The organism is Paracoccus sp. MKU1, from assembly GCF_001447385.1.
Classification (GTDB): Bacteria; Pseudomonadota; Alphaproteobacteria; order Rhodobacterales; family Rhodobacteraceae; genus Paracoccus.
Genome location: NZ_LLWQ01000182.1, coordinates 23003 through 44021, shown reverse-complemented (window position 1 = coordinate 44021; position 21019 = coordinate 23003). Strand labels below are relative to the sequence as shown.

Here is a 21019-nt window from a genome sequence, read left to right as displayed (position 1 = left end):
GCCAGCCGGACCCGCAAGACAGGAAAGCCCATGTCCCAGACCGTCATCCTCTCGACCTGCCGCGTGGCGACCGCGCATGGCAGCCGCTACCTGCAACAGCTTTGCAAGCATTGGGCGCACAAGTTCGAGGTCGAGTTCGACGCCAGCCACGGCCGCATCGCCATGCCCGAGGACCGCACCGTGACGCTGACGGCCACGCCCGAGGCGCTGGAAATCCGGCTGGAGGCGCCCGAGGAAACCACCACGCATATGCGCCACATCGTGGACAGCCACATCGCCCGCTTCGCCTTCCGCGAGGAGCTGGCCTTCGACTGGCAACCGGCCTGAGGGCGGTTGCCGCCCCTTGGCCGGGCCGCTAATCTGCGCCGGTCACGAAAGGCCGGTGCATGAGCGAAGAACAGACCTATCAAGTGCTGGCGCGGAAATACCGCCCCGAGACCTTCGCCGACCTGGTCGGCCAGGACGCGATGGTCCGCACGCTGAAGAACGCCTTCGCGGCGGATCGCATCGCGCAAGCCTTCGTGATGACCGGCATCCGCGGCACCGGCAAGACCACCACCGCCCGCATCATCGCCAAGGGCCTGAACTGCACCGGTCCCGACGGCCAGGGCGGCCCCACGACCGAGCCCTGCGGGGTCTGCGAGCATTGCGTGGCGATCTCAGAGGGCCGCCATGTCGACGTGCTCGAGATGGACGCCGCATCTCGAACCGGCGTCAATGATATCCGAGAAATCATTGAATCGGTTCACTATCGCGCGGCTTCGGCGCGCTACAAGATCTATATCATCGACGAAGTCCACATGCTGTCCACCAGCGCCTTCAACGCGCTCCTGAAGACGCTGGAGGAACCGCCGCCGCATGTGAAGTTCATCTTCGCCACCACCGAGATCCGCAAGGTGCCGGTGACGGTCCTGTCGCGCTGCCAGCGCTTCGACCTGCGCCGTATCGAGCCCGAGGTAATGATCGCGCTGCTGCGCAAGATCGCCGACCGGGAAGGGGCGCAGATCACCGAGGACGCGCTAGCACTGATCACCCGCGCCGCCGAGGGGTCGGCCCGCGACGCGACCTCACTTCTGGATCAGGCCATCAGCCATGGCGCGGGCGAGACGACGGCGGCGCAGGTCCGCGCCATGCTGGGCCTCGCCGACCGCGGTCGGGTTCTGGACCTGTTCGACATGATCCTGCGCGGCGCCGCGGCCGAGGCGCTGGCCGAGTTGCAGGCGCAATATGCCGACGGCGCCGACCCGATGGCGGTGCTGCGTGACCTGGCCGAGATCACGCATTGGGTCTCGATCGTGAAGATCACCCCCGAGGCGCTGGAGGACCCGACCATCGGCCCGGACGAGCGTGCCCGCGGCCAGCAGATCGCGGAAAAGGTGCCGATGCGGGCGCTGACCCGGCTCTGGCAGATGCTGCTCAAGGCGCTCGAGGAGGTGGGCCAGGCCCCGAACGCGATGATGGCCGCCGAGATGGCGATCATCCGCCTGACCCATGTCGCCGACCTGCCCGACCCCGAGGCGCTGATCCGCAAGGTGCAGGCCAGCGCGGCGGCGGGCGAATTCAGCCGCGCCGCCGCCGCCCCTGCCGCGCGCAGCGAGGCGCCCCGCGCGGCCGCCCCCCGCGCGCCCGTCGCCGTCAGGCAGGACGGCAGCGCCGCGGCGCTTGCGGTCTCGCCCGATGCGCTGGCCGGTTTCCCGGATTTCGAATCGGTGATCGAGCTGATCCGGCGCATGCGCGACATGAAGCTCTTGCTCGATGTCGAGGATCACCTGCGCCTCGTACGCTATTCCCCCGGCCGGATCGAGTTCCAGCCAACCGAACAGGCGCCGCGCGACTTTGCGCAGCGGCTGGCGGAACGGCTGCGCGGCTGGACCGGCGGCCACCGCTGGGCGGTGACCGTGACCTCGGAACCCGGCCGGCCGACGATCAGCGAACAGCGCGCGGCGCGCGAGGCCGAGGCCCGCGCCCGTGCCATGCAGAACCCGACCGTGCAGGCGATCTTCGCCGCCTTCCCCGGCGCGAAAATCACCCGGATCCGGCCCATTTCGACCCCGGTTGCGGTTGAAAAGCCGATGGGCGAGGATACATCCCCGCATGAGCTGACCGAAGGCCCGGTGGCCGAGGTCGAGGAATGGGACCCTTTCGAGGACGAGGATTAAGCGATGTTCAAGGGCCTTGGCGACATGGGCGATCTGTCGAAGATGATGGAAGCCGCCCAGCAGATGCAGACCAAGATGGCCGAGATGCAGGAAGGGTTGAACCGCCTGACCGTCACCGGCGAGGCCGGGGCCGGGCTGGTCAAGGCCACCGCGACGGCCAAGGGCGAGCTGACGGCGCTCGACATCGACCCCTCGATCTTCAAGGCCGAGGACAAGGAGGTGGTCGAGGACCTGATCCTGGCCGCGATCAAGGACGCGCAGCGCCGGGCGCAGGACAAGGCGGCCGAGGAAATGGCCCGCCTGACCCGCGAGCTCGGCCTGCCGGCCGACATGAAGATGCCTTTCTGAGCGATGCCGCCCGCCTCCGGCGACGAGATCGAGACGCTGATCGCCACCATGGCGCGGCTGCCGGGGCTCGGGCCGCGCTCGGCGCGGCGCATCGTGCTGCATCTGATTCGCCGCCGCGCCGGGCAGATGGCGCAGCTGGCGGCGCTGATGGCCAGCGTGGCGGAAAACGCCCGCGAATGCCTGGCCTGCGGCAACATCACCCAGTCCGACATCTGCCCGATCTGCGAGGACCCGGCCCGCGCCACCGGCGAGATCTGCGTGGTGACCGAGGTGGCCGACCTCTGGGCACTGGAACGCGGCCGCGCCTTCCACGGCCGCTACCACGTGCTCGGCGGCAGCCTCTCGGCGCTGGACGAGATCGGCCCCGAGGACCTGCGCATCCCGCAGTTGATCCAGCGCATCGCCGAGGAAAACATCACCGAAGTCATCCTCGCCCTCTCGGCCACGGTCGAAGGCCAGACCACGGCGCATTACATCGCCGAGGCGCTGGTCCCCACTGGCGTCGCCGTCACCGGCCTGGCGCAAGGCGTGCCGATCGGCGGTGAGCTTGACTATCTCGACGACGGTACCATCACCGCGGCGCTGCGCGCGCGCCGCAAGTTCTGAAAAGCCAAAGGGCGCGACCCTGCGGCCACGCCCTGCTTTCTCCGTTTTCCAAATACTCCGGGGTCCGCGGCAGCGCCCCGGTCCGGCCGTGCCGTCAGGCGTCCAGCTTCTCGACCGCCTTGGCGGGTTTCGCGATCTCGATGCGGCGCGGCTTCAGCGCCTCGGGGATCTCGCGCACCAGGTCGATGTTCAGCATGCCGTCCTCGTGGCTGGCGCCCTCGACGCGGACATGATCGGCCAGGGTAAAGCGGCGCTCGAAAGCGCGGGTGGCGATGCCGCGATGCAGATAGGTCCGGCCCTCGTCCTCGGCGGCCTTGCGGCCCGAGACGATGACGGCGCCGTCCTTGACCTCGACGGTCAGATTGTCGGCGGAAAAGCCGGCAACGGCAATCGAGATCCGGTAGGCATTCTCGCCGGTCTTCTCGATGTTATAGGGCGGATAGCTGGCGATATCGGCCGACAGGGCACGGTCCATGACATCCGCCATGCGGTCGAATCCGACCGAGGCACGATAAAGCGGGGTAAGGTCGAAATTGCGCATGTTTCGCATCCTTCTTCAAGCGATACAAAGGCTTGCCCCCCGAACCGGGCGGGCAGTCCGTCGGCGCCACAAGGGCCCTCCGACAGCGTTTGAGGTAGGAATGCGCCTCGGGTCTTTCAAGCCCCGCGATCACGCGCCGGCAGCCCCGCAGGACCGACAAGACAAAGGCGCGCGGACCTGCCGCGCGCCCTTCCTTCATCGCCCCACAGCCGCTGCCGGACGGTCCGCGGACAGGCCTGGCATCAGGCGCTTGCGCCGGCCAGCATGCGGGCGATCTCGTCCTTCAGCGCCGCGCGCTTCTTGCGCAAGGCGGTCTCGGCCTCCTCCGACATCGGCGTGTGGCGGCTTTCGGCCCCCGCGACCTGATCGTTCACCGCGTCATATTCCTCGAGCAGCCGGGCAAAATGCGCGTCCGAGACCTTCAACTCGTGGATGCGCGCGGCGTCGTTCGGGAATTCCTCGTGGATGGCGTGGGGTGCTGCCATTTCATCTACTCCGGTACAAAGATAACCAGAGTGCTGGATAGACGTCGCGACGCAGACTGGCAACATCAAGACCGGAAGGATGGAACCGCACCATGGACATGAACACGGCCCCGCCGCTCTTCGGCCCGCTGTCGCCGGCGGACCTCGCCGCCCTGCTCTGGCTGTTCCTTGCCTGGTTCTGCATCGGCTGGATCACCGAAAACCCGCCGAAAGCCCGGCCTTCGGTCACGGTGCTGATGAAGGCCTATCGCCGCGAATGGATGCGACAATTCATCACACGCAACCCGCGCATCTTCGACAGCGCCATCCTGACCACCCTGCGCGAAGGCACGGCCTTCTTCGCCTCGGCATGCCTGATCGCGGTGGGCGGCGGGCTGGCGCTGATCGGCAATACCGACCAGCTTGCCGGCGTGGCGCGCCAGTTCGACCTGGGCCATGTCCCGACGCTGAAATGGGAAATCAAGATCGTCGTGGTGCTGTTCTTCGTGGCCAACGCGCTTTTGCGCTTCGTCTGGTCGCACCGGCTGTTCGGCTATTGCGCGATCATCATGGCCTCGGTCCCGAACGAGCCCGAGGACCCGCGCGCCCTGCCGCTGGCCATGCAGGCGGCCGACATCAACATCACCGCGGCGAAAAGCTTCAACTCGGGGCTGCGCTGCGTCTATTTCGCGCTGGGGGCGCTTGGCTGGCTGGCGGGGCCATGGGGACTGCTTCTGGCCACCAGCTATGTGCTGTTCATCTCGTGGCGGCGCGAATTCGCCTCACGCTCGCGCCGGGCGCTCCTGCAGCTGGTGCCCGGCGAGACGGGCCTGCTGCCAGGCCAGGCCCAGGGCCAGGATCCCCGCCCCTGACAGCGCCACCGCCACCAGGCCCGAGGAGTGCCAGCCCCAGCCCGCAGCCAGCGCCAGCCCCGCCAGCCAGGGCCCCAGCGCATTGGCGGCGTTGAAGGCGGCGTGGTTCATCGCGGCCGCCATGCTCTGCGCTTCGCCAGCGACATCCATCAGCCGGGTCTGCAAGGGCACGACCATGCCGGAACCCAGACCCAGCAGGAAGGACGAGGCCAGCATCATCCCCCAGTTGCCCACCGCCCAGGCCGCGAAAGCCTGGGTCGCGGCCATGAACAGCATCAGCCGCAAGGCCGCGCCCCAGGTGCCATGGCGGATGGTCAGCCGCGCGGCCAGGATGCTGCCCAGCGTGCCGCCGATGCCAAAGGCCGAAAGCGTGGCCGGAATCGCCCAACCCGGCGGCTGCGTCGTCGCCAGCATCGCGGCCGAAAGATAGGAATAGACTGCGAAAAGCCCGCCGAAGCCGATGGCGCCCACCAGCAGAGTCAGCATGACCGCGGGATTGCGCAGCGCCTTCAGCTCGGCCAGCGGTCGGGCATCCTTCGGCGCCCCGACCCGAGGGGCCAGCCGCAGGATCAGCATGCCGGCGAGCAGCGCCAGCACGCCGGGCAGCGCAAAGCCCCAGCGCCAGCCGAGCCCCTGTCCCAGCATCCCTGCCAGCGGCACCCCGGCGATATTGGCGACGGTCAGGCCCAGCATCACCTGCGTCACGCCCTTGGCGCGCTGCTCGCGGGGCAGGGCATCGGCGGCGAACAGCATGGCCACGCCCAGGAAGCCGCCATGCGGCAGCCCGGCCAGGAAGCGCGTGCCGACCAGCGTACCATAGCCCGGCAACAGTGCCGCCAGCAGGTTCATCACGCCATAGACCGCGATCAGTGCCGCCAGATAGCGCCGCCGCGGCAGCCGCGCGCCCAGGATCGAGGTGATCGGCGCCCCCACCACCACGCCAAGCGCATAGGCGGAAACCACATGGCCCGCCTGCGGTTCGGTGACGCCCAGATCGCTGGCATACCACGGCAACAGCCCCATGGCGGCGAATTCCGAGGTGCCGATGGCGAAGGCGCCAAGGCCCAGGGCAAGGATGGCAAGCTTGAGATTGGGCTGCGGCGGCATGGCGGCACCTTCGAGGCTGGCGGATGTGGGAAAGCAGGCCCGCTAGCGTTAACAGATGCGACCATATGCCGCCAAGCCACACGCCGCGAAGCCCAGACATGCAAAGGACGCAAGGCTGGCACGGCGCGCTTCGGCATGGCTTCTTCGTTGCCCAAATACCCAAGACGCTCCGCCGCCGCCAGGCGCAGCGTCGATCCCTGCCGAACATGCGGGCAGCCCGGTCCCGGGCGCCAGGTCGGCAAGGGGTATTTGGGCAACGAAGAAGATGCCGGGCCGGCGCCTCAACCGGACTGCCAGCGCGGCTGGCGCTTGTCGAAGAAGGCGGCGATGCCCTCGGGCGCCTCGTCGCCTTCCCAGACATCGACGAGGGCCTGGATGCTGGCCTCGATCTCGGCCTCGCCGATGGGCGGCCCGAGGCGCCGGGCCAGGCGCTTGGCCGCCGCCACCGCGCCGGGGGCGCAGGAGAGATAGGGCACGACCTCGGCCTCGACGGCGGCGTCCAGCGTCCCGGCATCGGCAAGTCCAGCCAGCAGGTTCAGACGCAGCGCCTCCTCGGCGCTGAACGGCCTGGCGGACATGAAGACGCGCCGCGCCTTGTCCTCGCCCATGCGGGCCAGCACATAGGGGCCGATGGTGGCGGGGATCAGGCCCAGCCGCGTCTCGGTCAGGCCGAAGCGCGCCTCGGGCACGGCGATGGCCACGTCGCAGACCGAGATCATGCCGATGCCGCCGCCGAAGGCATTGCCCTGCACCCGGCCGATCAGCGGCTTCGGCAGCGTGTTCAGCGCGTTCAGCATCATGGCGAGTTCGCGCGCGCCTTCTCGGCGGGTCTCGGCATCGGCGCGCATCTGCTCCTGCATCCAACCCAGATCGCCGCCGGCGCAGAAGCTGCGCCCCTCGGCGGCCAGCACCACGACGCGCACGGCCGGATCGGCGCCGAGCGCCTGCGCGGCTTCGGTCAGTTCGCGGATCATCTGCGCCGACAGCGCATTGTGCTTGTCGGGACGCGCCAGCCACAGATGCGCCACGCCGCGGGCGTCGGTGTCGATGCGGATCGTCTCCATCATGCTTTTCCTCTCATCGCGCGCGCCATGGCGGCGGCCTCATCGACCACCGCCATGTCGAGCCCGGTGTCATGGCCTTGCGCCGCCAGATGCGCGACGACCTTTTCGGTGGCGACATTGCCGGCGGCGCCCGGCGCATAGGGACAGCCGCCCAGGCCCCCGACCGCGGCGTCGAAGACCCGCAAGCCCCGCGCCAGGCTTGCGTCAATATTCTCCAGCGCCCGGCCGGCCGTGTCGTGGTAATGGCCGGCCAGCTGCCCGGGCGGCAGTTCGTCGAGAACGGCGGCCAGCATGGCGTCGATGGTTTCCGGCCGGCCTTGGCCGATGGTGTCGCCCAGGCTGACCTCGTAGCAGCCCATGTCGCGCAAGGCAGCCGCCACCCGTGCGACGTTCGCAGGCTGCACCGGCCCGTCGAAGGGGCAATCCGTCACCACCGAGACATAGCCGCGCAGCGGGATGCCATCCGTCCGCGCCGCCTCGGCCACCACGGCGAAGCGTTCCAGGCTTTCGGCGATGCTGGCGTTGAGGTTGGCCTTGGAGAAGCCTTCCGAGGCGGCGGCGAAGATCGCCACCTCGTCGGCGCGCGCGGCCTTCGCAGCCTCGTAGCCTTTCAGGTTCGGGGTCAGCACCGCATAGCGGATGCCGGGCCGCCGGGCGATTCCGGCCATGACCTCGGCGGCGTCCGCCATCTGCGGCACCCATTTCGGCGGCACGAAGCTGGTGACCTCGATGCGCCGGAAACCGGCCTGCGACAGCAGATCGACCAGCGCGATCTTTTCCGCCGCCGGGATCTGGCGCTTTTCGTTCTGCAAGCCGTCGCGCGGACCGACCTCGAAGATCTCAACCTGGGACATCGGGCACCTCATAGAAATCGCGGGCATAGATCGCGTCGCCCCCGGCCCGGGCGGCGGCGCGGCGATAGGCGGGCCGCGCCGCCATGCGGTCGCGATAGGCCGCCAGCGCCGGATGATCGGCGGCGGGCAGGAAGCGGAACAGCGCCTCGATATTGAAGCCCAGCATGCAATCGGCGGCGGAAAACCCGGAGAGCAGCGTCTCGCGGCCTGCCAGGTGATCGTCCAGCGCCCGGGCGGTGACGGCCAACCGTTTCGTGTCCAGCCGCATCAGCGGGATCGAGCGCGCGCTTTCGGGCCGCAGGAAGATATGGTGGATGTTCAGGGCCTGCAGGATATTCGCCTGCGTCTCGGCGAAATGCACCCATTCCAGGAAATCGCCGCGCTCGGGCTCGCCGGGTTTCGGGGCCAGCCTGTCCTCGCGCTCGGTCAGGTATTGCAGGATGGCGCCGGATTCGAAGATAGCGCGGCCGTCCACCTCCAGCGCCGGGATGCGGCCGGCCGGCGAAAGCGCGCGGAATTCGGGACTGCGCAGGCCGCCATCGGTCAGCGACCAGAGCCGCAATTCGCAATCGAGCCCCAGTTCTTCGATCAGCCAGAGCACGCGCATCGAGCGCGAGCCGGGGACGTGATGCAGGATCATGCGTCTTCTTCCTCCTCCAGCCGGATCAGGGCGGCGCCGGCCTCGACCTGATCGCCGGCGGCCGCCAGCACCTCGGCCACCTTGCCGTCGCGGGCGGCGGTCAGCGTATGCTCCATCTTCATCGCCTCGAGGATCGCCAGAGGCTCGCCCGCCGCCACCTCCTGCCCCGGTTCGACGAAGATCGCCTTAACGAGGCCGGGCATGGGCGAAAGCGTCATGCCGCCGCCCGCCTCCTCGCCGCCGCGGGCCAGCGGGTCGAGGGGGGCGAGCGTCAGCGAGCGGCCGCCGAAGACGCTGGTTCCCGCCGCATGGTTGACGATGCGCGAGCGGCGCGGGCTGCCATCGACCCACCAGCGCCCCCCTTCATAGCCGATCTCATGCGTGCTGCCCTCCAGCGTCACGCGCGCGGAGCCGGGGCCGAGCACCTCCAGCACCGCCTCGCCGCCCTCCCAGGCAATGGTGCGGCGCAGGGGCTGCCAAAGGGTGATGCCGCCGCGGATCCGGGGATCGTCGAGCCCGGCGAGGCCGAGGACTGCCAGCGCCTTCGCCCGGGGATCGGGCGCGGCGGCTGCGACCAGCGCCTGAAGGTCACGGGCGATCAGGCCGGTATCGACCTCGCCCCTGCCGAAACCCTCGTGCCGGGTCAGCGCGATGAGGAAATCGACATTGGTGACCGAGCCCGCCACCTCGGTATCGACCAGCGCCGCTTCCAGCGCCCGCAGCGCGATGGCGCGCGTCGCGCCATGGGTGACGATCTTGGCGATCATCGGATCATACCAGGGCGAGATGGTGTCGCCGGGCCGGACACCGGTCTCGATCCGGGCATGGTCGGGAAAGCGCAGATGCGCAAGGGTTCCGGTGGCGGGCAGGAAGCCCGCGGGCACGTCCTCGGCATAGAGCCGGGCCTCGAAGGCATGGCCGGTGATCGCCAGATCCTCCTGCCTTGCCGGCAGCGGCTCTCCGCTGGCGACGCGCAGCTGCCATTCCACCAGATCGACGCCGGTGATCGCCTCGGTCACCGGATGTTCGACCTGGAGGCGGGTGTTCATCTCCATGAACCAGAAGCCGTCGGGGCGCAGGCCATGGCTGGCATCGACGATAAACTCGACAGTGCCTGCGCCGGCATAGTGGATGGCCTCGGCGGCGCGCACGGCGGCGGCGCCCATGGCGGCGCGCATCTCGGACGTCATGCCGGGGGCCGGGGCTTCCTCGATCACTTTCTGGTGGCGGCGTTGCAGCGAGCAGTCGCGCTCGAACAGGTGGACGGCGCGGGTGCCGTCGCCGAAGACCTGCACCTCGATATGGCGGGGCTTGGGCACGTATTTCTCGATCAGCACCGCCGGGTTGCCGAAGGCGGTGGCGGCCTCGCCCTGCGCGGATTGCAACGCGGCGGGGAAGTCCTGCGCCTGCTCGACCAGGCGCATGCCCTTGCCGCCGCCGCCGGCCACCGCCTTGATCAGCACCGGATAGCCGATCTTGTCAGCCTCTGCCGCGAGATGGGCGGCGTCCTGGTTCTCGCCGTGATAGCCGGGCACCACCGGGACACCGGCCTCGGCCATCAGCGCCTTGGCCGCGTCCTTGAGGCCCATCTTGCGGATGGCGTCGGCCGAGGGGCCGATGAAGGTCAGGCCGGTTGCAGTCACCGCATCGACGAAATCCGGGTTCTCGCTGAGAAAGCCGTAGCCGGGATGGATGGCCTGGGCGCCGGTGTCGAGCGCGGCCCGGATGATGGCATCGCCGCGCAGATAGCTGTCGCGCGGCGCCGGGCCGCCGATATGGACGGCCTCGTCGGCCAGGGCGATATGGCGCGCGGCGCGGTCGGCATCGGAATAGACCGCGACGGTCCGCACGCCCAGCTTGCGGGCGGTGTCGATGACCCGGCAGGCGATCTCGCCGCGGTTGGCGATCAGGATCTTCTGGAACATGGGCGGCTCCTCGTGGCGCGGGCGGCGCCGGGGGTTTCACACCCCCGGACCCCCGTGGAGTATTTGGAAAACGGAGAAATCATCGGCGGACCCCGTCCACCGCCTGGCGGAGCGTGGCGTGGCTGGCAGCGTCGAAGCCGACCAGGGTCACTTCGAGGCCGGCACCATGGCCGAGGATGGTGGCGACGGCGATGCGGGCGGCGCGGTCGGCCGGGAAGCCGTAGATGCCGGTCGAGATCGCGGGGAAGGCGATGCGGGCGATGTCATGAGCCCGTGCGAGGAGCAGGCTGTGGCGATAGGCGCTGGCGAGCAGGTCGTCCTCTCCCGCCCCGCCGCCCTGCCAGACCGGGCCGACGGCGTGGATCACGTAGCGGGCCGGCAAGTCGTAGCCGCTGGTGATCCGGGCCTCGCCGGTGGGGCAGCCGCCGATGCTGCGGCATTCCTCCAGGAGCCGCGGGCCGGCGGCGCGGTGGATGGCGCCATCGACGCCGCCGCCGCCCAGCAGCGTGCGGTTGGCGGCGTTGACGATGGCATCCATGGCGAGCCGGGTGATGTCGCCTTGCAGGGTCGAGATGCGGGGCCTGTCCATGGCCGTCACATCCGGAAGATGCCGAAGCGGGTCGGCTCGATCGGGGCGTTGAGGCTGGCGCGCAGGCTGAGCGCCAGCACGTCGCGGGTCTTGCGCGGATCGACGATGCCGTCGTCCCAGAGCCGGGCCGAGGCGTAGAGCGGGTGCGACTGGCGCTCGAACATCTCGATGGTCGGGCGCTTGAACTCGGCCTCTTCCTCGGGCGTCCATGTGCCGCCCTGGCGCTCGATGCCGTCGCGGCGCACGGTGGCGAGCACGCCCGCCGCCTGTTCGCCGCCCATGACCGAGATGCGCGAATTGGGCCAGGTCCACAGGAAGCGCGGCCCGTAGGCGCGACCGGCCATGCCGTAATTGCCGGCGCCGAAGCTGCCGCCGACCAGCATGGTGATCTTGGGCACATTGGTCGTCGCCACCGCCGTCACCATCTTGGCGCCGTGGCGCGCGATGCCCTCGTTCTCGTATTTGCGCCCGACCATGAAGCCGGTGACGTTTTGCAGGAAGATGAGCGGGATGCCCCGCATCGAGCAGAGCTCGATGAAATGCGCGCCCTTCTGCGCGGCTTCCGAGAAGATCACCCCGTTATTGGCAATGATGCCGATGGGGCAGCCCTCGAGATGCGCGAAACCCGTCACCAGCGTCTCGCCGAAGCGGGCCTTGAACTCGTCGAAGCGCGAGCCGTCCACGACGCGCGCGATCACCTCGCGGATGTCGTAGGGGATCTTGAGGTCGGCGGGGACGACACCCAGGATCTCCTCGGGGTCATGGGCAGGCGGCTCGGGGGATTGCCATTGCACTGTCGGGGGGAGGCTGCGGTTGAGGTTCCCGATGGCGCGGCGGGCGAGGCCGAGGGCATGGGCGTCGTCCTCGGCCAGGTAGTCGGCCACGCCGGAAAGGCGGGTATGGACATCGCCGCCGCCCAGGTCCTCGGCCGAGACCACCTCGCCGGTGGCGGCCCGGACCAGGGGCGGGCCGGCCAGGAAGATCGTGCCCTGGTTGCGAACGATGATGGTGACGTCGGACATGGCCGGGACATAGGCGCCGCCCGCCGTGCAGGAGCCCATGACCACGGCGATCTGCGCGATGCCCTTGGCCGACATGCGCGCCTGGTTGTAGAAGATGCGGCCGAAATGGTCGCGGTCGGGAAACACCTCGTCCTGGTTGGGCAGGTTCGCGCCGCCGGAATCGACCAGATAGATGCAGGGCAGCCGGCATTCCTCGGCGATCTCCTGCGCGCGCAGGTGCTTCTTCACCGTCATCGGGTAATAGGTGCCGCCCTTGACCGTGGCGTCGTTGGCCACGACCATCACCTCTTGCCCATGCACCCGGCCGATGCCGGCGATCACCCCGGCGCAGGGTGCGGCGCCGTCATACATGCCATGCGCCGCCGTGGCGCCGATCTCCAGGAAGGGCGAGCCGGGATCGAGCAGGTTCGCCACCCGCTCGCGCGGCGGCATCTTGCCGCGCGCGACATGGCGCTCGACGGCCTTGGGGCCGCCGCCCGCTGCCGCGGCCAGCGCCGCCTCGCGCACCGTCTCCAGCATGGCAAGATGCGCCGCACGATTGGCGCGGAAGGTTTCCGAGGAAGGCAGGACCGAGGTGCCAAGCTTCATCGCATCATCCTTTCGGTCGAAGGGCCGGAAGGCCGCGCCAATTTGTCGCAGGCCGGCCAAAAGCGGAAATATTGATCCAGATCAACGTCGAAGCCCATGGCGAGGCGCGATGAGCGGGCATGCGACAAGAAGAGAGGATCGCCATGAGACACAAGCTTGCCATCGCCGCGGCACTGGCCGCGCTTGCCTCCCCCGTGCTTGCGCAATCGCAGGGCGAATGGACGCTTGGCTTGGGGATCGCCAACGTGCACCCCAAGTCGGACAACGGGACCTTGGCGGCAGGCACGGTGCCGACCAGCATCGGCGACAGCACCCGCCCCAGCATCACCTTCGAATATTTCATCCGCGACAATATCGGCATCGAGGTGCTGGGCGCGCTGCCCTTCAAGCATTCCATCAAGTCGAACGGGACCGAGATCGGCACGGTCAAGCAGCTGCCGCCGGTCATCTCGCTGCAATATCACTTCGACGCGACGCCGCAGCTGAAACCCTTCGTCGGCTTGGGCGTGAACTTCACCGGCTTCTGGGACGGCGAGGCCAAGGGGCCGCTGGCCGGCAGCGAATTGCGGGTCAAGAACAGCTGGGGGCTGGCCGCCCATGTCGGCGCCGATTACTGGATAAACGAGCGTTCCGCCATTCGCGCCGACCTGCGCTGGATCGATATCGGTGCCGATGTCGAGCTGAACGGTGCCAAGATCGGCACAGTCGACGTCGACCCGGTCGTGGCCGGCATCAGCTATGTGATGAAGTTCTAGGCCTCCACCACGGCCTCGAGGGGGGCGCCGCCAACGGGGGCGTCCCTTTCCCGACGCGCCGCTCATCGCGGTTCCGCCCATGACATGAGCAGCGCCACCTGCCGGGCCGTCTCGTCGCGGATGCAGCGGTCACGGGCCGGATCGCCGCCCGTTTCCCCGGACCGGTCGCAAAGCGCATCGCGGAAGCCGATCCAGCTGCGCTCCATCCGGCGCAGCGGCTCCTGCGGATCGCTTTCCTCCAGCGCCGCCTCATAGACGGCGGTCAGCTTCGCCTCCCATGCCTGATGCGAGGCGTCGAGGCAGTTGGCCATCGGGAAGTCCGGATCGTCGCCGGTGTATTTCTGCCGGGCGTAATCCAGGCAGGCATCCATCCCCGCTCCGGAGCAATCGGCGCGGGCGCCCTGCGTTTCGGCCTTGGCCAGGCATTGGTCGATCGCCGCCGGATCGAAGCCCGAGGCATCGCCGGCCCACACCGGCGCACCCATCAGCAGCAGGAGCGCCAGCGCACGCATCAGGCCAGGTCCATCAACTGGCGGCCGATCAGCATGCGGCGGATCTCGCTGGTGCCGGCGCCGATCTCCATCAGCTTGGCGTCGCGGAACAACCGGCTGACCACCGAGTCGTTCAGGAAGCCCGCGCCGCCCAGGGCCTGCACGGCCTGATGCGCCTGCACCATGGCCTGCTCGCTGGCGTAAAGCACCGCCCCGGCCGCGTCCTGCCGCGTGACCTTGCCGGCATCGCAGGCCTTTGCCACCTCGTAGACATAGGCCCGCGCCGTGTTCAGCGCCACATACATGTCGGCGATCTTGCCCTGCATCAGCTGGAACGAGCCGATGGGCTGGCCGAACTGCTTGCGTTCCTTGACATAGGGCATGACCTCGTCGAGGCAGGCCGCCATGATGCCGGTGCCGATGCCCGACAGGACCAGCCGCTCGTAATCGAGGCCGGACATCAGCACCCGCACGCCCTTGCCCTCGGCGCCCAGCACGTTCTCGAAGGGCACCTCGCAATCCTGAAAGATCAGCTCGCCGGTGTTCGAGCCGCGCATGCCCAGCTTGTCGAAATGCGGGCTGGTCGAGAAACCTTTCATCCCGCGCTCGACGATGAAGGCGGTGATGCCCTTGCTGCCCGCCTCGGGGTCGGTCTTGGCATAGACCACCAGCGTATGGGCGTCCGGCGCGTTGGTGATCCAGTATTTGTTGCCGTTCAGCACATAGCGGTCGTTGCGCTTTTCGGCGCGCAGCTTCATGCCGACCACATCGCTGCCCGCGCCCTCTTCGGACATGGCCAGCGCGCCCACTGCCTTGCCGCTGCACAGGTCGGGCAGGTATTTCGCCCGCTGCTCGTCGCTGCCGTTCAGCTTGATCTGGTTCACGCACAGGTTGGAATGCGCGCCATAGGACAGGCTGACCGAGGCCGAGGCGCGGGCGATCTCCTCGGTGGCGATCACATGCGCCAGATAGCCCATGCCGCTGCCGCCGAACTCCTCGGGCACGGTGATGCCCAGAAGGCCCAGATCGCCCATCTCGCGCCACAGCTCGTTCGGAAAGGCGTTGCTGCGATCCACCTCGGCCGCGATGGGCTTCACCCGCTCCTGCGCCCAGCGATGGACGGTGTCGCGCAGGGCGTTCACGTCCTCGCCCAGGTCGAACTGCATTCCCGCGGTGAACATCGGCCATCTCCTCCATTTATTGAACGAGCGTTCATTTAAATGTCTTATGCCGCCGAGGCGGGGCCCGCGTCAAGCCTTCTGTGCGGCATCTCCTCTTGCGGTCGATCCTGCGCCGGCCGGGGCTTCGTTGACAAGCCTGTCCCCTCGCGCCATCCATGCCGTGCCAAGCCGCAAGGATGCCCGATGAACCCCGCTCCCGATGCCGCCGCGCGGCTGCTGATCCTGCGCCACGCGCCGCTTGCCTGCGCAGGGCTGGCGGGGCGGCGCGACGTGGCGGCGGATTGCAGCGACCCGGCGGCGCTCGACTGGGCGCGGACGGCGCTGCGGGGCGCCGGGACGCATTGGTCCAGCCCCGCCCTGCGCTGCCGCCAGACCTGCGCGGCGCTGGGGCTGGCCCCGGAATGGCACCCCGATCTGTGGGAACAGGATTTCGGCGCCTGGGAGCAGCCCGGCGCCCTGATCCCCGACCTCGGCCCGCTGCCGCCCGAGGAACTGGCACGCCAGCGCCCGCCGGGGGGCGAAAGCTTCCTCGACATGGCCGCGCGGGTGCAGCCGCTGCTGGACCGGGCGCGCGGCACGGTTGCCATCGTCGCCCATGCCGGCACGGTGCGCGCCGCGCTGGCCCTGACGGTCGGGCCGGCGGCGCTGTCCTTTTCGGTGGCGCCGCTGTCGCTGACCATCCTGTCGCGCAGCCCCGCCGGCTGGGCCGTCGAGGCCGTCAACCGGGTCGCGCCATGATCCTGTCGCAGGAAACGCTGGTGATCGCGCTGACCGCCCTGCTGGTCGATACGCTGATCGGCTGGCCCGATGCGCTTTATCGCCGCATCTCGCATCCGGTGGTCTGGATCGGCCGGCTGATCGCGGCGCTGGACCGGCGCTGGAACCGGGACGCATACCGCATCGCCCGCGGCGCGCTGGCGGTGGCGGTAGCGGTCGCCGCAGCGGTGATACCGGCGCTGCTGCTGACCCGGGCGCTGGCGCCGCTGCCCCTCGGCCCCGTCCTGCTGGGCGTGCTGGCCTGGCCGCTGGTCGCCACCCGCTCGCTGCACGATCACGTCGCCGCGGTGGCCCGGCCCCTGGCCGCAGGCGATGTTCCGGCGGCCAAGGCGGCGGTGGCGATGATCGTCGGCCGCGATCTGGACGACCGGCCCGAACCCATCGCCCGCGCCGCGCTGGAAAGCCTGGCCGAGAACACGTCCGACGGCGTGGTCGCGCCCCTGTTCTGGGCGGCGGTGGCCGGGCTGCCGGGAATCGCGGCCTACAAGGCCATCAACACGCTCGATTCGATGATCGGCCATATGAGCCCGCGCCATGCGCTGTTCGGGCGGGTGGCGGCGCGGCTGGACGATCTGGTGAACCTGCCGGCTTCCCGCCTGACCGGGCTCTTGTTCGTGGCGGCAGCGGGGTCGCGGCGGGCCTGGCGGGTGATGCGCCGCGATGCGCACCGCCACCGCTCGCCCAATGCCGGCTGGCCCGAAGCTGCGATGGCCGGCGCGCTGGACGTGCGCCTGTCCGGCCCGCGCCACTATCACGGCGTGGAAAGCCCCGAGCCCTGGCTGAACCAGGGCGCCCGCGATCCCCAGCCGCAGCACCTGCTGCGCGGGCTGGCGCTGTATCGCCGGGCGATGGTGCTGACGGGACTGGCTCTGGCGCTGGGACTGGCGCTTTAGGACCAGTCGAAGAAATCGGCGGGCGCCCGGCCGCGCAATTCCTCGGCCAAGTCGGTGCCCATGGCCGCGCCGTCCGAGGCCGGGCCGATGCGCTCACCCGCGATCACCTCGCTGCCGTCGGGCCGCAGGATCTCGCCGCGCAGCCGCAGCCGGTTGCCGTCCAGTTCCGCCAACCCGGCGATGGGCGTCTGGCAGGAGCCGTCGAGCCGCGCCAGAAAGGCCCGCTCAGCCGTCACCCGCAGCGCGCTGTCCCGGTCCGAGATCGCGGCCAGAAGCGTTGCGATCCGCACATCTTCGCTGCGCCGCTCGACCCCGATGCAGCCCTGCGCCACGGCGGGCAGCATCTCATCGGGTGCGACCGCACCGCGCGCCACATGCAGCATGCCCAGTCGCGTCAGCCCCGCCATGGCCAGGAAAGTCGCCACGGCAACACCGTCCTCGAGCTTTTTCAGCCGTGTCTGGACGTTTCCTCGAAACTCCACCAGCTTCAGATCCGGCCGCCGCGCCGCCAGCTGCGCCCGCCGCCGCAGGCTCGAGGAACCGACGACAGCTCCTTGGGGCAGCTCGGAAATCGCAGCGAACTGGGAACTCACGAAGGCGTCGCGCACATCCTCGCGCGGCAGGTAGCAGTCGATGACCAAACCGTCGGGTTGCAGGGTCGGCATGTCCTTCATGGAATGGACGGCGATGTCGATCTCGCCCGCCAGCAGCGCATCCTCGATCTCGCGGGTGAACAGGCCCTTGCCGCCGATCTCCTTCAGCGGCCGGTCCAGCACGCGGTCGCCGGTGGTCTTGATCACCACGATCTGGAAGGCGTCGGCGGCAAGGCCATGCGCGGCCATCAGCCGGTCGCGGGTTTCATGCGCCTGCGCCAGCGCCAAGGCCGAGCCTCGGGTGCCGATGCGGATGGGGTTCTGGGGGTCGGGCATCTGGGTCATGGCACAGGGCTTAGCGCCCCCCCTCGGCCTTGACAACGGGGACGCGCGCGCCATGAAGGGGCGAGAGGTGAGATTTATGTCCGAAAAAACCATCCTGCGCGCGCTGAAGGGCGAGCGTTTGCCCGTCCCGCCCGTCTGGATGATGCGCCAGGCCGGCCGCTACCTGCCGGAATACCGCGCCACCCGCGCCCAGGCCGGCGACTTTTTGTCGCTATGCTACACGCCGGAGCTGGCGGCCGAGGTCACGCTGCAACCGATCCGCCGCTATGGTTTCGACGCGGCGATTCTCTTTGCCGACATCCTGCTGCTGCCGCAGGCGCTGGGGCTCGACCTGTGGTTCGTGACCGGCGAGGGGCCGCGGCTTTCCACCGTCACCACCGCCGCCGGGGTCGCGGCGCTGAAGCCGACCGGGGCGATCCACGAGACGCTGGCGCCGGTCTATGAAACCGTCCGCATCCTGGCGCGCGAACTGCCCCGCGAGACCACGCTGATCGGCTTTGCCGGCGCGCCCTGGACCGTCGCGACCTATATGGTCGCCGGTCGCGGCACCCCCGACCAGGCCCCGGCCCACGGCTTCAAGGCCGAGGACCGCGCCGCCTTCGCCGCGCTGATCGACCGCATCACCGAGGCGACCATCGACTACCTCTCGGCCCAGATCGAGGCCGGGGCCGAGGTGGTGAAGCTGTTCGACAGCTGGGCCGGCTCGCTCAAGGGCCGGGACTTCGACGATTTCGCGGTCGAGCCCGCGCACCGGATCATCGCCGCGCTGAAATCGCGCCATCCCGGCATCCCGGTGATCGCCTTCCCGCGCGAGGCCGGGCCGCGCTATGCCGGCTTCGCCCGCGCCACCGGCGCCGATTGCGTGGCGCTGGACAATTCGGTCAGCGCCGACTGGGCGGCGGCCGAGGTGCAGAAGGACGGCTGCGTGCAGGGCAATCTCGACCCGCGCCTGCTGGTCAGCGGCGGCGAGGAACTCGTCTCCGAAACGCGCCGGATCGTGCAGGCCTTCTCGCAGGGCCCGCATATCTTCAACCTCGGCCATGGCATCACCCCCGAGGCCGACCCCGAGAACGTCACGCGGATGCTGGCCGCGATCCGCGGCTGACGGGCAAGCCTTGGGCTGGATCCTCGCCACGCTGATCGCCGCCGCGGCCCAGACCGGGCGCAATGCGGCGCAGCGGCGGCTGACCGCCGAGCTGGGCACCATGGGCGCGACCGCCGTGCGCTTCCTCTTCGGCCTGCCCTTCGCGGCGCTGGTGCTGGCGGGGATGGCGGCGCTGGTGCCGGTGCCCCTGCCCGACGCGGCGGTGCTGGGCTGGGCAGTGCTGGGGGCCACCTCGCAGATCGCGGCCACCGCGCTGATGCTGGTGACGATGGAAAGCCGCGGCTTCGGCGTCACCACCGCGCTGATCAAGACCGAGCCGGTGACGCTGGCGCTGATCGGCACCCTGATCCTGGCCGAGCCGCTGAGCCCCGCCCGCATGGCGGCGATCGTCACGGCGACGCTGGGCGTGGTGCTGATGTCGGGCGCCGACTGGCGGCGCGGCGGCTGGCGCGCCGCCGGGCTCGGCATCGCGGCGGGGGCGCTCTTCGGCCTCTCGGCCATCGGCTTTCGCGGCGCGATCCTGGCCCTGCCCTTCGGCGCCGAACCGGTGCGGGCCGCGACGGTGCTGGTCCTGGCCCTCGCGATGCAAAGCGCGATCATGCTGATCTGGCTCGGCACGCTCGACCGCCCGGCGCTGGCCGGCATCGCCCGGCACTGGCGCGGTTCGCTGGGCGCCGGAGCCCTGGGGGCGCTGGCATCGCTGTTCTGGTTCCTGGGCTTCGCGCTGACGGCGGCGGCCAATGTCCGCACGCTGGCGCTGGTCGAGGTGGTGATGGCACAGCTGGTCTCGGGCCGGATCTTCCGCGAGGGCGCCAGCCCGCGCCAGCTTGCCGGCATGGCGCTGATCGTCGCCGGCGTCGCCGCGCTGATCGCGGTCAGTGCCCGGTGACGACCGGCAGCATCGAGCCGACCAGCAGCAGCGCCATCGCCCGGTTGAACAGCCGCAGCCGCGCAGGCTGGGACAGGACACCGCGCAGCCCCTGCCCCATCGCCGCCCAAAGCGCGACCGAGGGCAGGTTCACCAGGGTAAAGACCAGCGCCACCACCAGCGTGCCGCCCACCCCGGCCGAATAGGCCGAAAGCGCCCCCAGCGCCATCATCCAGGCCTTGGGATTCACCCACTGAAAGGCGCAGGCGGCCAGAAAGCTCATCGGCCGCGCCGCCGCGCCCGCGGTTCCGGGCGCCGAAGCATGGGCGATCTTCCAGGCGAGCCACAGCACATAGGCCATGCTGACCCATTTCAGCACCTCGGCCAGACGCGGCGCCCCGGCGATCAGCCGGTCCACGCCCAGCCCCAACAGCGCCACCATGGCGCCGAAGCCCAGCGCCACGCCCAGAAGATGCGGAATGCTGCGGCGAATGCCGAAATTCGCGCCCGAGGCCATCAGCATCAGGTTGTTGGGCCCCGGCGTAACCGAGGTGACGAAGGCGAAGGCGACAAGCGCCACAAGGATCTGGTGCGACATTGCGGATTTCCCAAAAGATCCAGCAATGATATTGTGATTCTGATGCAATTTCCGACCTGATTTGCGAATGAAGGCCGTACAGGAACAATCTGAACTCGAGATTGATCTCATCTCCGCGCGGATCTTGCAGATTCTCGCGCGAAACGGCCGCATTCCGAATCAGCAGCTCGCCGCCGAGGTCGGGCTCTCGCCTTCGGCCTGCCTGCGCCGGGTGCAGGAGCTGGAGCGGCGCGGCGCCATCCAGGGCTATCGCGCGATCATCGCCCCCGCCGCCCGCGCGGCGGGCTTCACCGCCTATGTCACGGTGGGCCTTTCCCGCCATTCGAACGAGGCGCAGCAGGCCTTCGAGCGCGCCTGCCTCGCGGCGCCGCAGGTCCGGGAATGCCACAACATCACCGGCTCGGTCGAATATCTGCTGCGCGTCGAGGTGCGCGATCTGGACGCCTATCGCCGCTTTCATACCGAGGTCCTGGGCGCCTTTCCGCAGATCGCCACCATCACCACCCATGTCGTGATGGGCTCGCCCAAGGATGAGCGGGCCTGAACGCTTCAGCCTCGCATGGGTATTTGGGCAACAGAGAAGATCAGGCCGGGATGGGTCTTCTTCGTTGTCCAAATACCCAAATCGCGGCAG

General features: G+C 69.4%; 24 protein-coding genes. 11 read left to right on the top strand and 13 right to left on the bottom strand.

Going from position 1 to position 21019, the window contains the following annotated elements; all coding sequences use genetic code 11:
• Window positions 1-30: 30 nt before the first annotated feature.
• Genes AQY21_RS14675 through recR form a run of 4 tightly spaced genes read left to right on the top strand, consistent with a single transcriptional unit; the run spans window position 31 to window position 3113 of the window.
• Window positions 31-327 carry a DUF2218 domain-containing protein gene (locus AQY21_RS14675; RefSeq protein ID WP_058098370.1) on the top strand — a complete coding sequence of 99 codons (297 nt, stop codon included), beginning with the start codon at window positions 31-33 and terminating at the stop codon, window positions 325-327.
• Window positions 328-386: 59 nt separating this feature from the next.
• Complete coding sequence (locus AQY21_RS14670) at window positions 387-2159, top strand: DNA polymerase III subunit gamma/tau (RefSeq protein WP_058098369.1); 1773 nt, start codon at window positions 387-389, stop codon at window positions 2157-2159.
• Window positions 2160-2162: 3 nt separating this feature from the next.
• Window positions 2163-2507 carry a YbaB/EbfC family nucleoid-associated protein gene (locus AQY21_RS14665; protein WP_058098368.1) on the top strand — a complete coding sequence of 115 codons (345 nt, stop codon included), beginning with the start codon at window positions 2163-2165 and terminating at the stop codon, window positions 2505-2507.
• 3 nt (window positions 2508-2510) lie between these two features.
• On the top strand, window positions 2511-3113 hold the full coding sequence (gene recR, locus AQY21_RS14660) for a recombination mediator RecR (RefSeq protein WP_058098367.1): 603 nt from the start codon (window positions 2511-2513) through the stop codon (window positions 3111-3113).
• 94 nt (window positions 3114-3207) lie between these two features.
• Here the strand turns inward: recR and AQY21_RS14655 are convergent, their stop codons facing one another.
• Together AQY21_RS14655 and AQY21_RS14650 are read right to left on the bottom strand one after the other, a co-directional pair.
• The gene (locus AQY21_RS14655; RefSeq protein WP_058098366.1) at window positions 3208-3654 is read right to left on the bottom strand and encodes an Hsp20 family protein; all 447 of its coding nucleotides are present in this window, start codon (window positions 3652-3654) and stop codon (window positions 3208-3210) included.
• Between the two features lie 242 nt (window positions 3655-3896).
• Window positions 3897-4139 (bottom strand): YdcH family protein, encoded by a 243-nt coding sequence (locus tag AQY21_RS14650; RefSeq protein WP_058098365.1) that lies wholly within the window; start codon window positions 4137-4139, stop codon window positions 3897-3899.
• Between the two features lie 98 nt (window positions 4140-4237).
• On the opposite strand from AQY21_RS14650, the gene AQY21_RS14645 reads away from it, so the two are divergent.
• On the top strand, window positions 4238-4990 hold the full coding sequence (locus AQY21_RS14645) for a DUF599 domain-containing protein (protein ID WP_369807781.1): 753 nt from the start codon (window positions 4238-4240) through the stop codon (window positions 4988-4990).
• Here the strand turns inward: AQY21_RS14645 and AQY21_RS14640 are convergent.
• The 7 genes from AQY21_RS14640 to AQY21_RS14610 all read right to left on the bottom strand — a co-directional run bounded on the left by AQY21_RS14640 (window position 4901) and on the right by AQY21_RS14610 (window position 12779).
• On the bottom strand, window positions 4901-6097 hold the full coding sequence (locus AQY21_RS14640; protein WP_058098363.1) for an MFS transporter: 1197 nt from the start codon (window positions 6095-6097) through the stop codon (window positions 4901-4903). The two genes, AQY21_RS14645 and AQY21_RS14640, sit on opposite strands and share 90 nt — an antisense overlap.
• 281 nt (window positions 6098-6378) lie before the next feature.
• Window positions 6379-7164, bottom strand: coding sequence for a crotonase/enoyl-CoA hydratase family protein (locus tag AQY21_RS14635; RefSeq protein WP_058098362.1), 786 nt, complete (start codon window positions 7162-7164; stop codon window positions 6379-6381).
• Window positions 7161-8015, bottom strand: a complete 855-nt coding sequence (locus tag AQY21_RS14630; protein WP_058098361.1) for a hydroxymethylglutaryl-CoA lyase — start codon at window positions 8013-8015, stop codon at window positions 7161-7163. Before AQY21_RS14630 ends, AQY21_RS14635 begins: the two co-directional genes overlap by 4 nt.
• Window positions 8002-8655 (bottom strand): glutathione S-transferase family protein, encoded by a 654-nt coding sequence (locus AQY21_RS14625; protein ID WP_058098360.1) that lies wholly within the window; start codon window positions 8653-8655, stop codon window positions 8002-8004. Before AQY21_RS14625 ends, AQY21_RS14630 begins: the two co-directional genes overlap by 14 nt.
• Complete coding sequence (locus AQY21_RS14620; RefSeq protein WP_058098359.1) at window positions 8652-10580, bottom strand: biotin carboxylase N-terminal domain-containing protein; 1929 nt, start codon at window positions 10578-10580, stop codon at window positions 8652-8654. The genes AQY21_RS14625 and AQY21_RS14620 overlap by 4 nt, the downstream gene beginning before the upstream one ends.
• A 79-nt stretch (window positions 10581-10659) precedes the next feature.
• A complete protein-coding gene (locus AQY21_RS14615) occupies window positions 10660-11169 on the bottom strand; it encodes an O-acetyl-ADP-ribose deacetylase (protein ID WP_058098358.1) in 510 nt (169 codons plus the stop codon).
• Between the two features lie 5 nt (window positions 11170-11174).
• Window positions 11175-12779 carry a carboxyl transferase domain-containing protein gene (locus AQY21_RS14610; protein ID WP_058098357.1) on the bottom strand — a complete coding sequence of 535 codons (1605 nt, stop codon included), beginning with the start codon at window positions 12777-12779 and terminating at the stop codon, window positions 11175-11177.
• A gap of 143 nt (window positions 12780-12922) precedes the next feature.
• Between AQY21_RS14610 and AQY21_RS14605 the strand changes: the two genes are divergently transcribed.
• The gene (locus tag AQY21_RS14605; RefSeq protein WP_152988238.1) at window positions 12923-13534 is read left to right on the top strand and encodes an OmpW family protein; all 612 of its coding nucleotides are present in this window, start codon (window positions 12923-12925) and stop codon (window positions 13532-13534) included.
• A gap of 62 nt (window positions 13535-13596) precedes the next feature.
• Here the strand turns inward: AQY21_RS14605 and AQY21_RS14600 are convergent, their stop codons facing one another.
• Both AQY21_RS14600 and AQY21_RS14595 read right to left on the bottom strand, forming a co-directional pair.
• Window positions 13597-14046, bottom strand: a complete 450-nt coding sequence (locus tag AQY21_RS14600; protein ID WP_058098355.1) for a lysozyme inhibitor LprI family protein — start codon at window positions 14044-14046, stop codon at window positions 13597-13599.
• Window positions 14046-15206, bottom strand: a complete 1161-nt coding sequence (locus tag AQY21_RS14595) for an isovaleryl-CoA dehydrogenase (protein WP_058098354.1) — start codon at window positions 15204-15206, stop codon at window positions 14046-14048. The genes AQY21_RS14600 and AQY21_RS14595 overlap by 1 nt, the downstream gene beginning before the upstream one ends.
• A 183-nt stretch (window positions 15207-15389) precedes the next feature.
• Between AQY21_RS14595 and AQY21_RS14590 the strand changes: the two genes are divergently transcribed.
• Together AQY21_RS14590 and cbiB are read left to right on the top strand one after the other, a co-directional pair.
• Entirely contained in the window at window positions 15390-15944 is a 555-nt protein-coding gene (locus AQY21_RS14590) for a histidine phosphatase family protein (RefSeq protein WP_058098353.1), read from the top strand.
• Window positions 15941-16876, top strand: a complete 936-nt coding sequence (cbiB, locus tag AQY21_RS14585) for an adenosylcobinamide-phosphate synthase CbiB (protein WP_058098352.1) — start codon at window positions 15941-15943, stop codon at window positions 16874-16876. The genes AQY21_RS14590 and cbiB overlap by 4 nt, the downstream gene beginning before the upstream one ends.
• On the opposite strand, the gene hemC is transcribed toward cbiB, so the two are convergent.
• Entirely contained in the window at window positions 16873-17814 is a 942-nt protein-coding gene (gene hemC, locus AQY21_RS14580; protein ID WP_203416513.1) for a hydroxymethylbilane synthase, read from the bottom strand. The two genes, cbiB and hemC, sit on opposite strands and share 4 nt — an antisense overlap.
• A 76-nt stretch (window positions 17815-17890) precedes the next feature.
• Between hemC and hemE the strand changes: the two genes are divergently transcribed.
• The gene (gene hemE / locus AQY21_RS14575) at window positions 17891-18919 is read left to right on the top strand and encodes a uroporphyrinogen decarboxylase (protein ID WP_058098351.1); all 1029 of its coding nucleotides are present in this window, start codon (window positions 17891-17893) and stop codon (window positions 18917-18919) included.
• A 10-nt stretch (window positions 18920-18929) separates the two neighbouring features.
• Window positions 18930-19808 carry an EamA family transporter gene (locus tag AQY21_RS14570; protein ID WP_058098350.1) on the top strand — a complete coding sequence of 293 codons (879 nt, stop codon included), beginning with the start codon at window positions 18930-18932 and terminating at the stop codon, window positions 19806-19808.
• On the opposite strand, the gene AQY21_RS14565 is transcribed toward AQY21_RS14570, so the two are convergent.
• Window positions 19795-20385 carry a LysE family translocator gene (locus AQY21_RS14565; protein ID WP_058098349.1) on the bottom strand — a complete coding sequence of 197 codons (591 nt, stop codon included), beginning with the start codon at window positions 20383-20385 and terminating at the stop codon, window positions 19795-19797. The two genes, AQY21_RS14570 and AQY21_RS14565, sit on opposite strands and share 14 nt — an antisense overlap.
• Before the next feature lie 67 nt (window positions 20386-20452).
• Between AQY21_RS14565 and AQY21_RS14560 the strand changes: the two genes are divergently transcribed.
• The gene (locus AQY21_RS14560) at window positions 20453-20929 is read left to right on the top strand and encodes an Lrp/AsnC family transcriptional regulator (protein WP_058098348.1); all 477 of its coding nucleotides are present in this window, start codon (window positions 20453-20455) and stop codon (window positions 20927-20929) included.
• The last annotated feature ends 90 nt before the right edge of the window (window positions 20930-21019 follow it).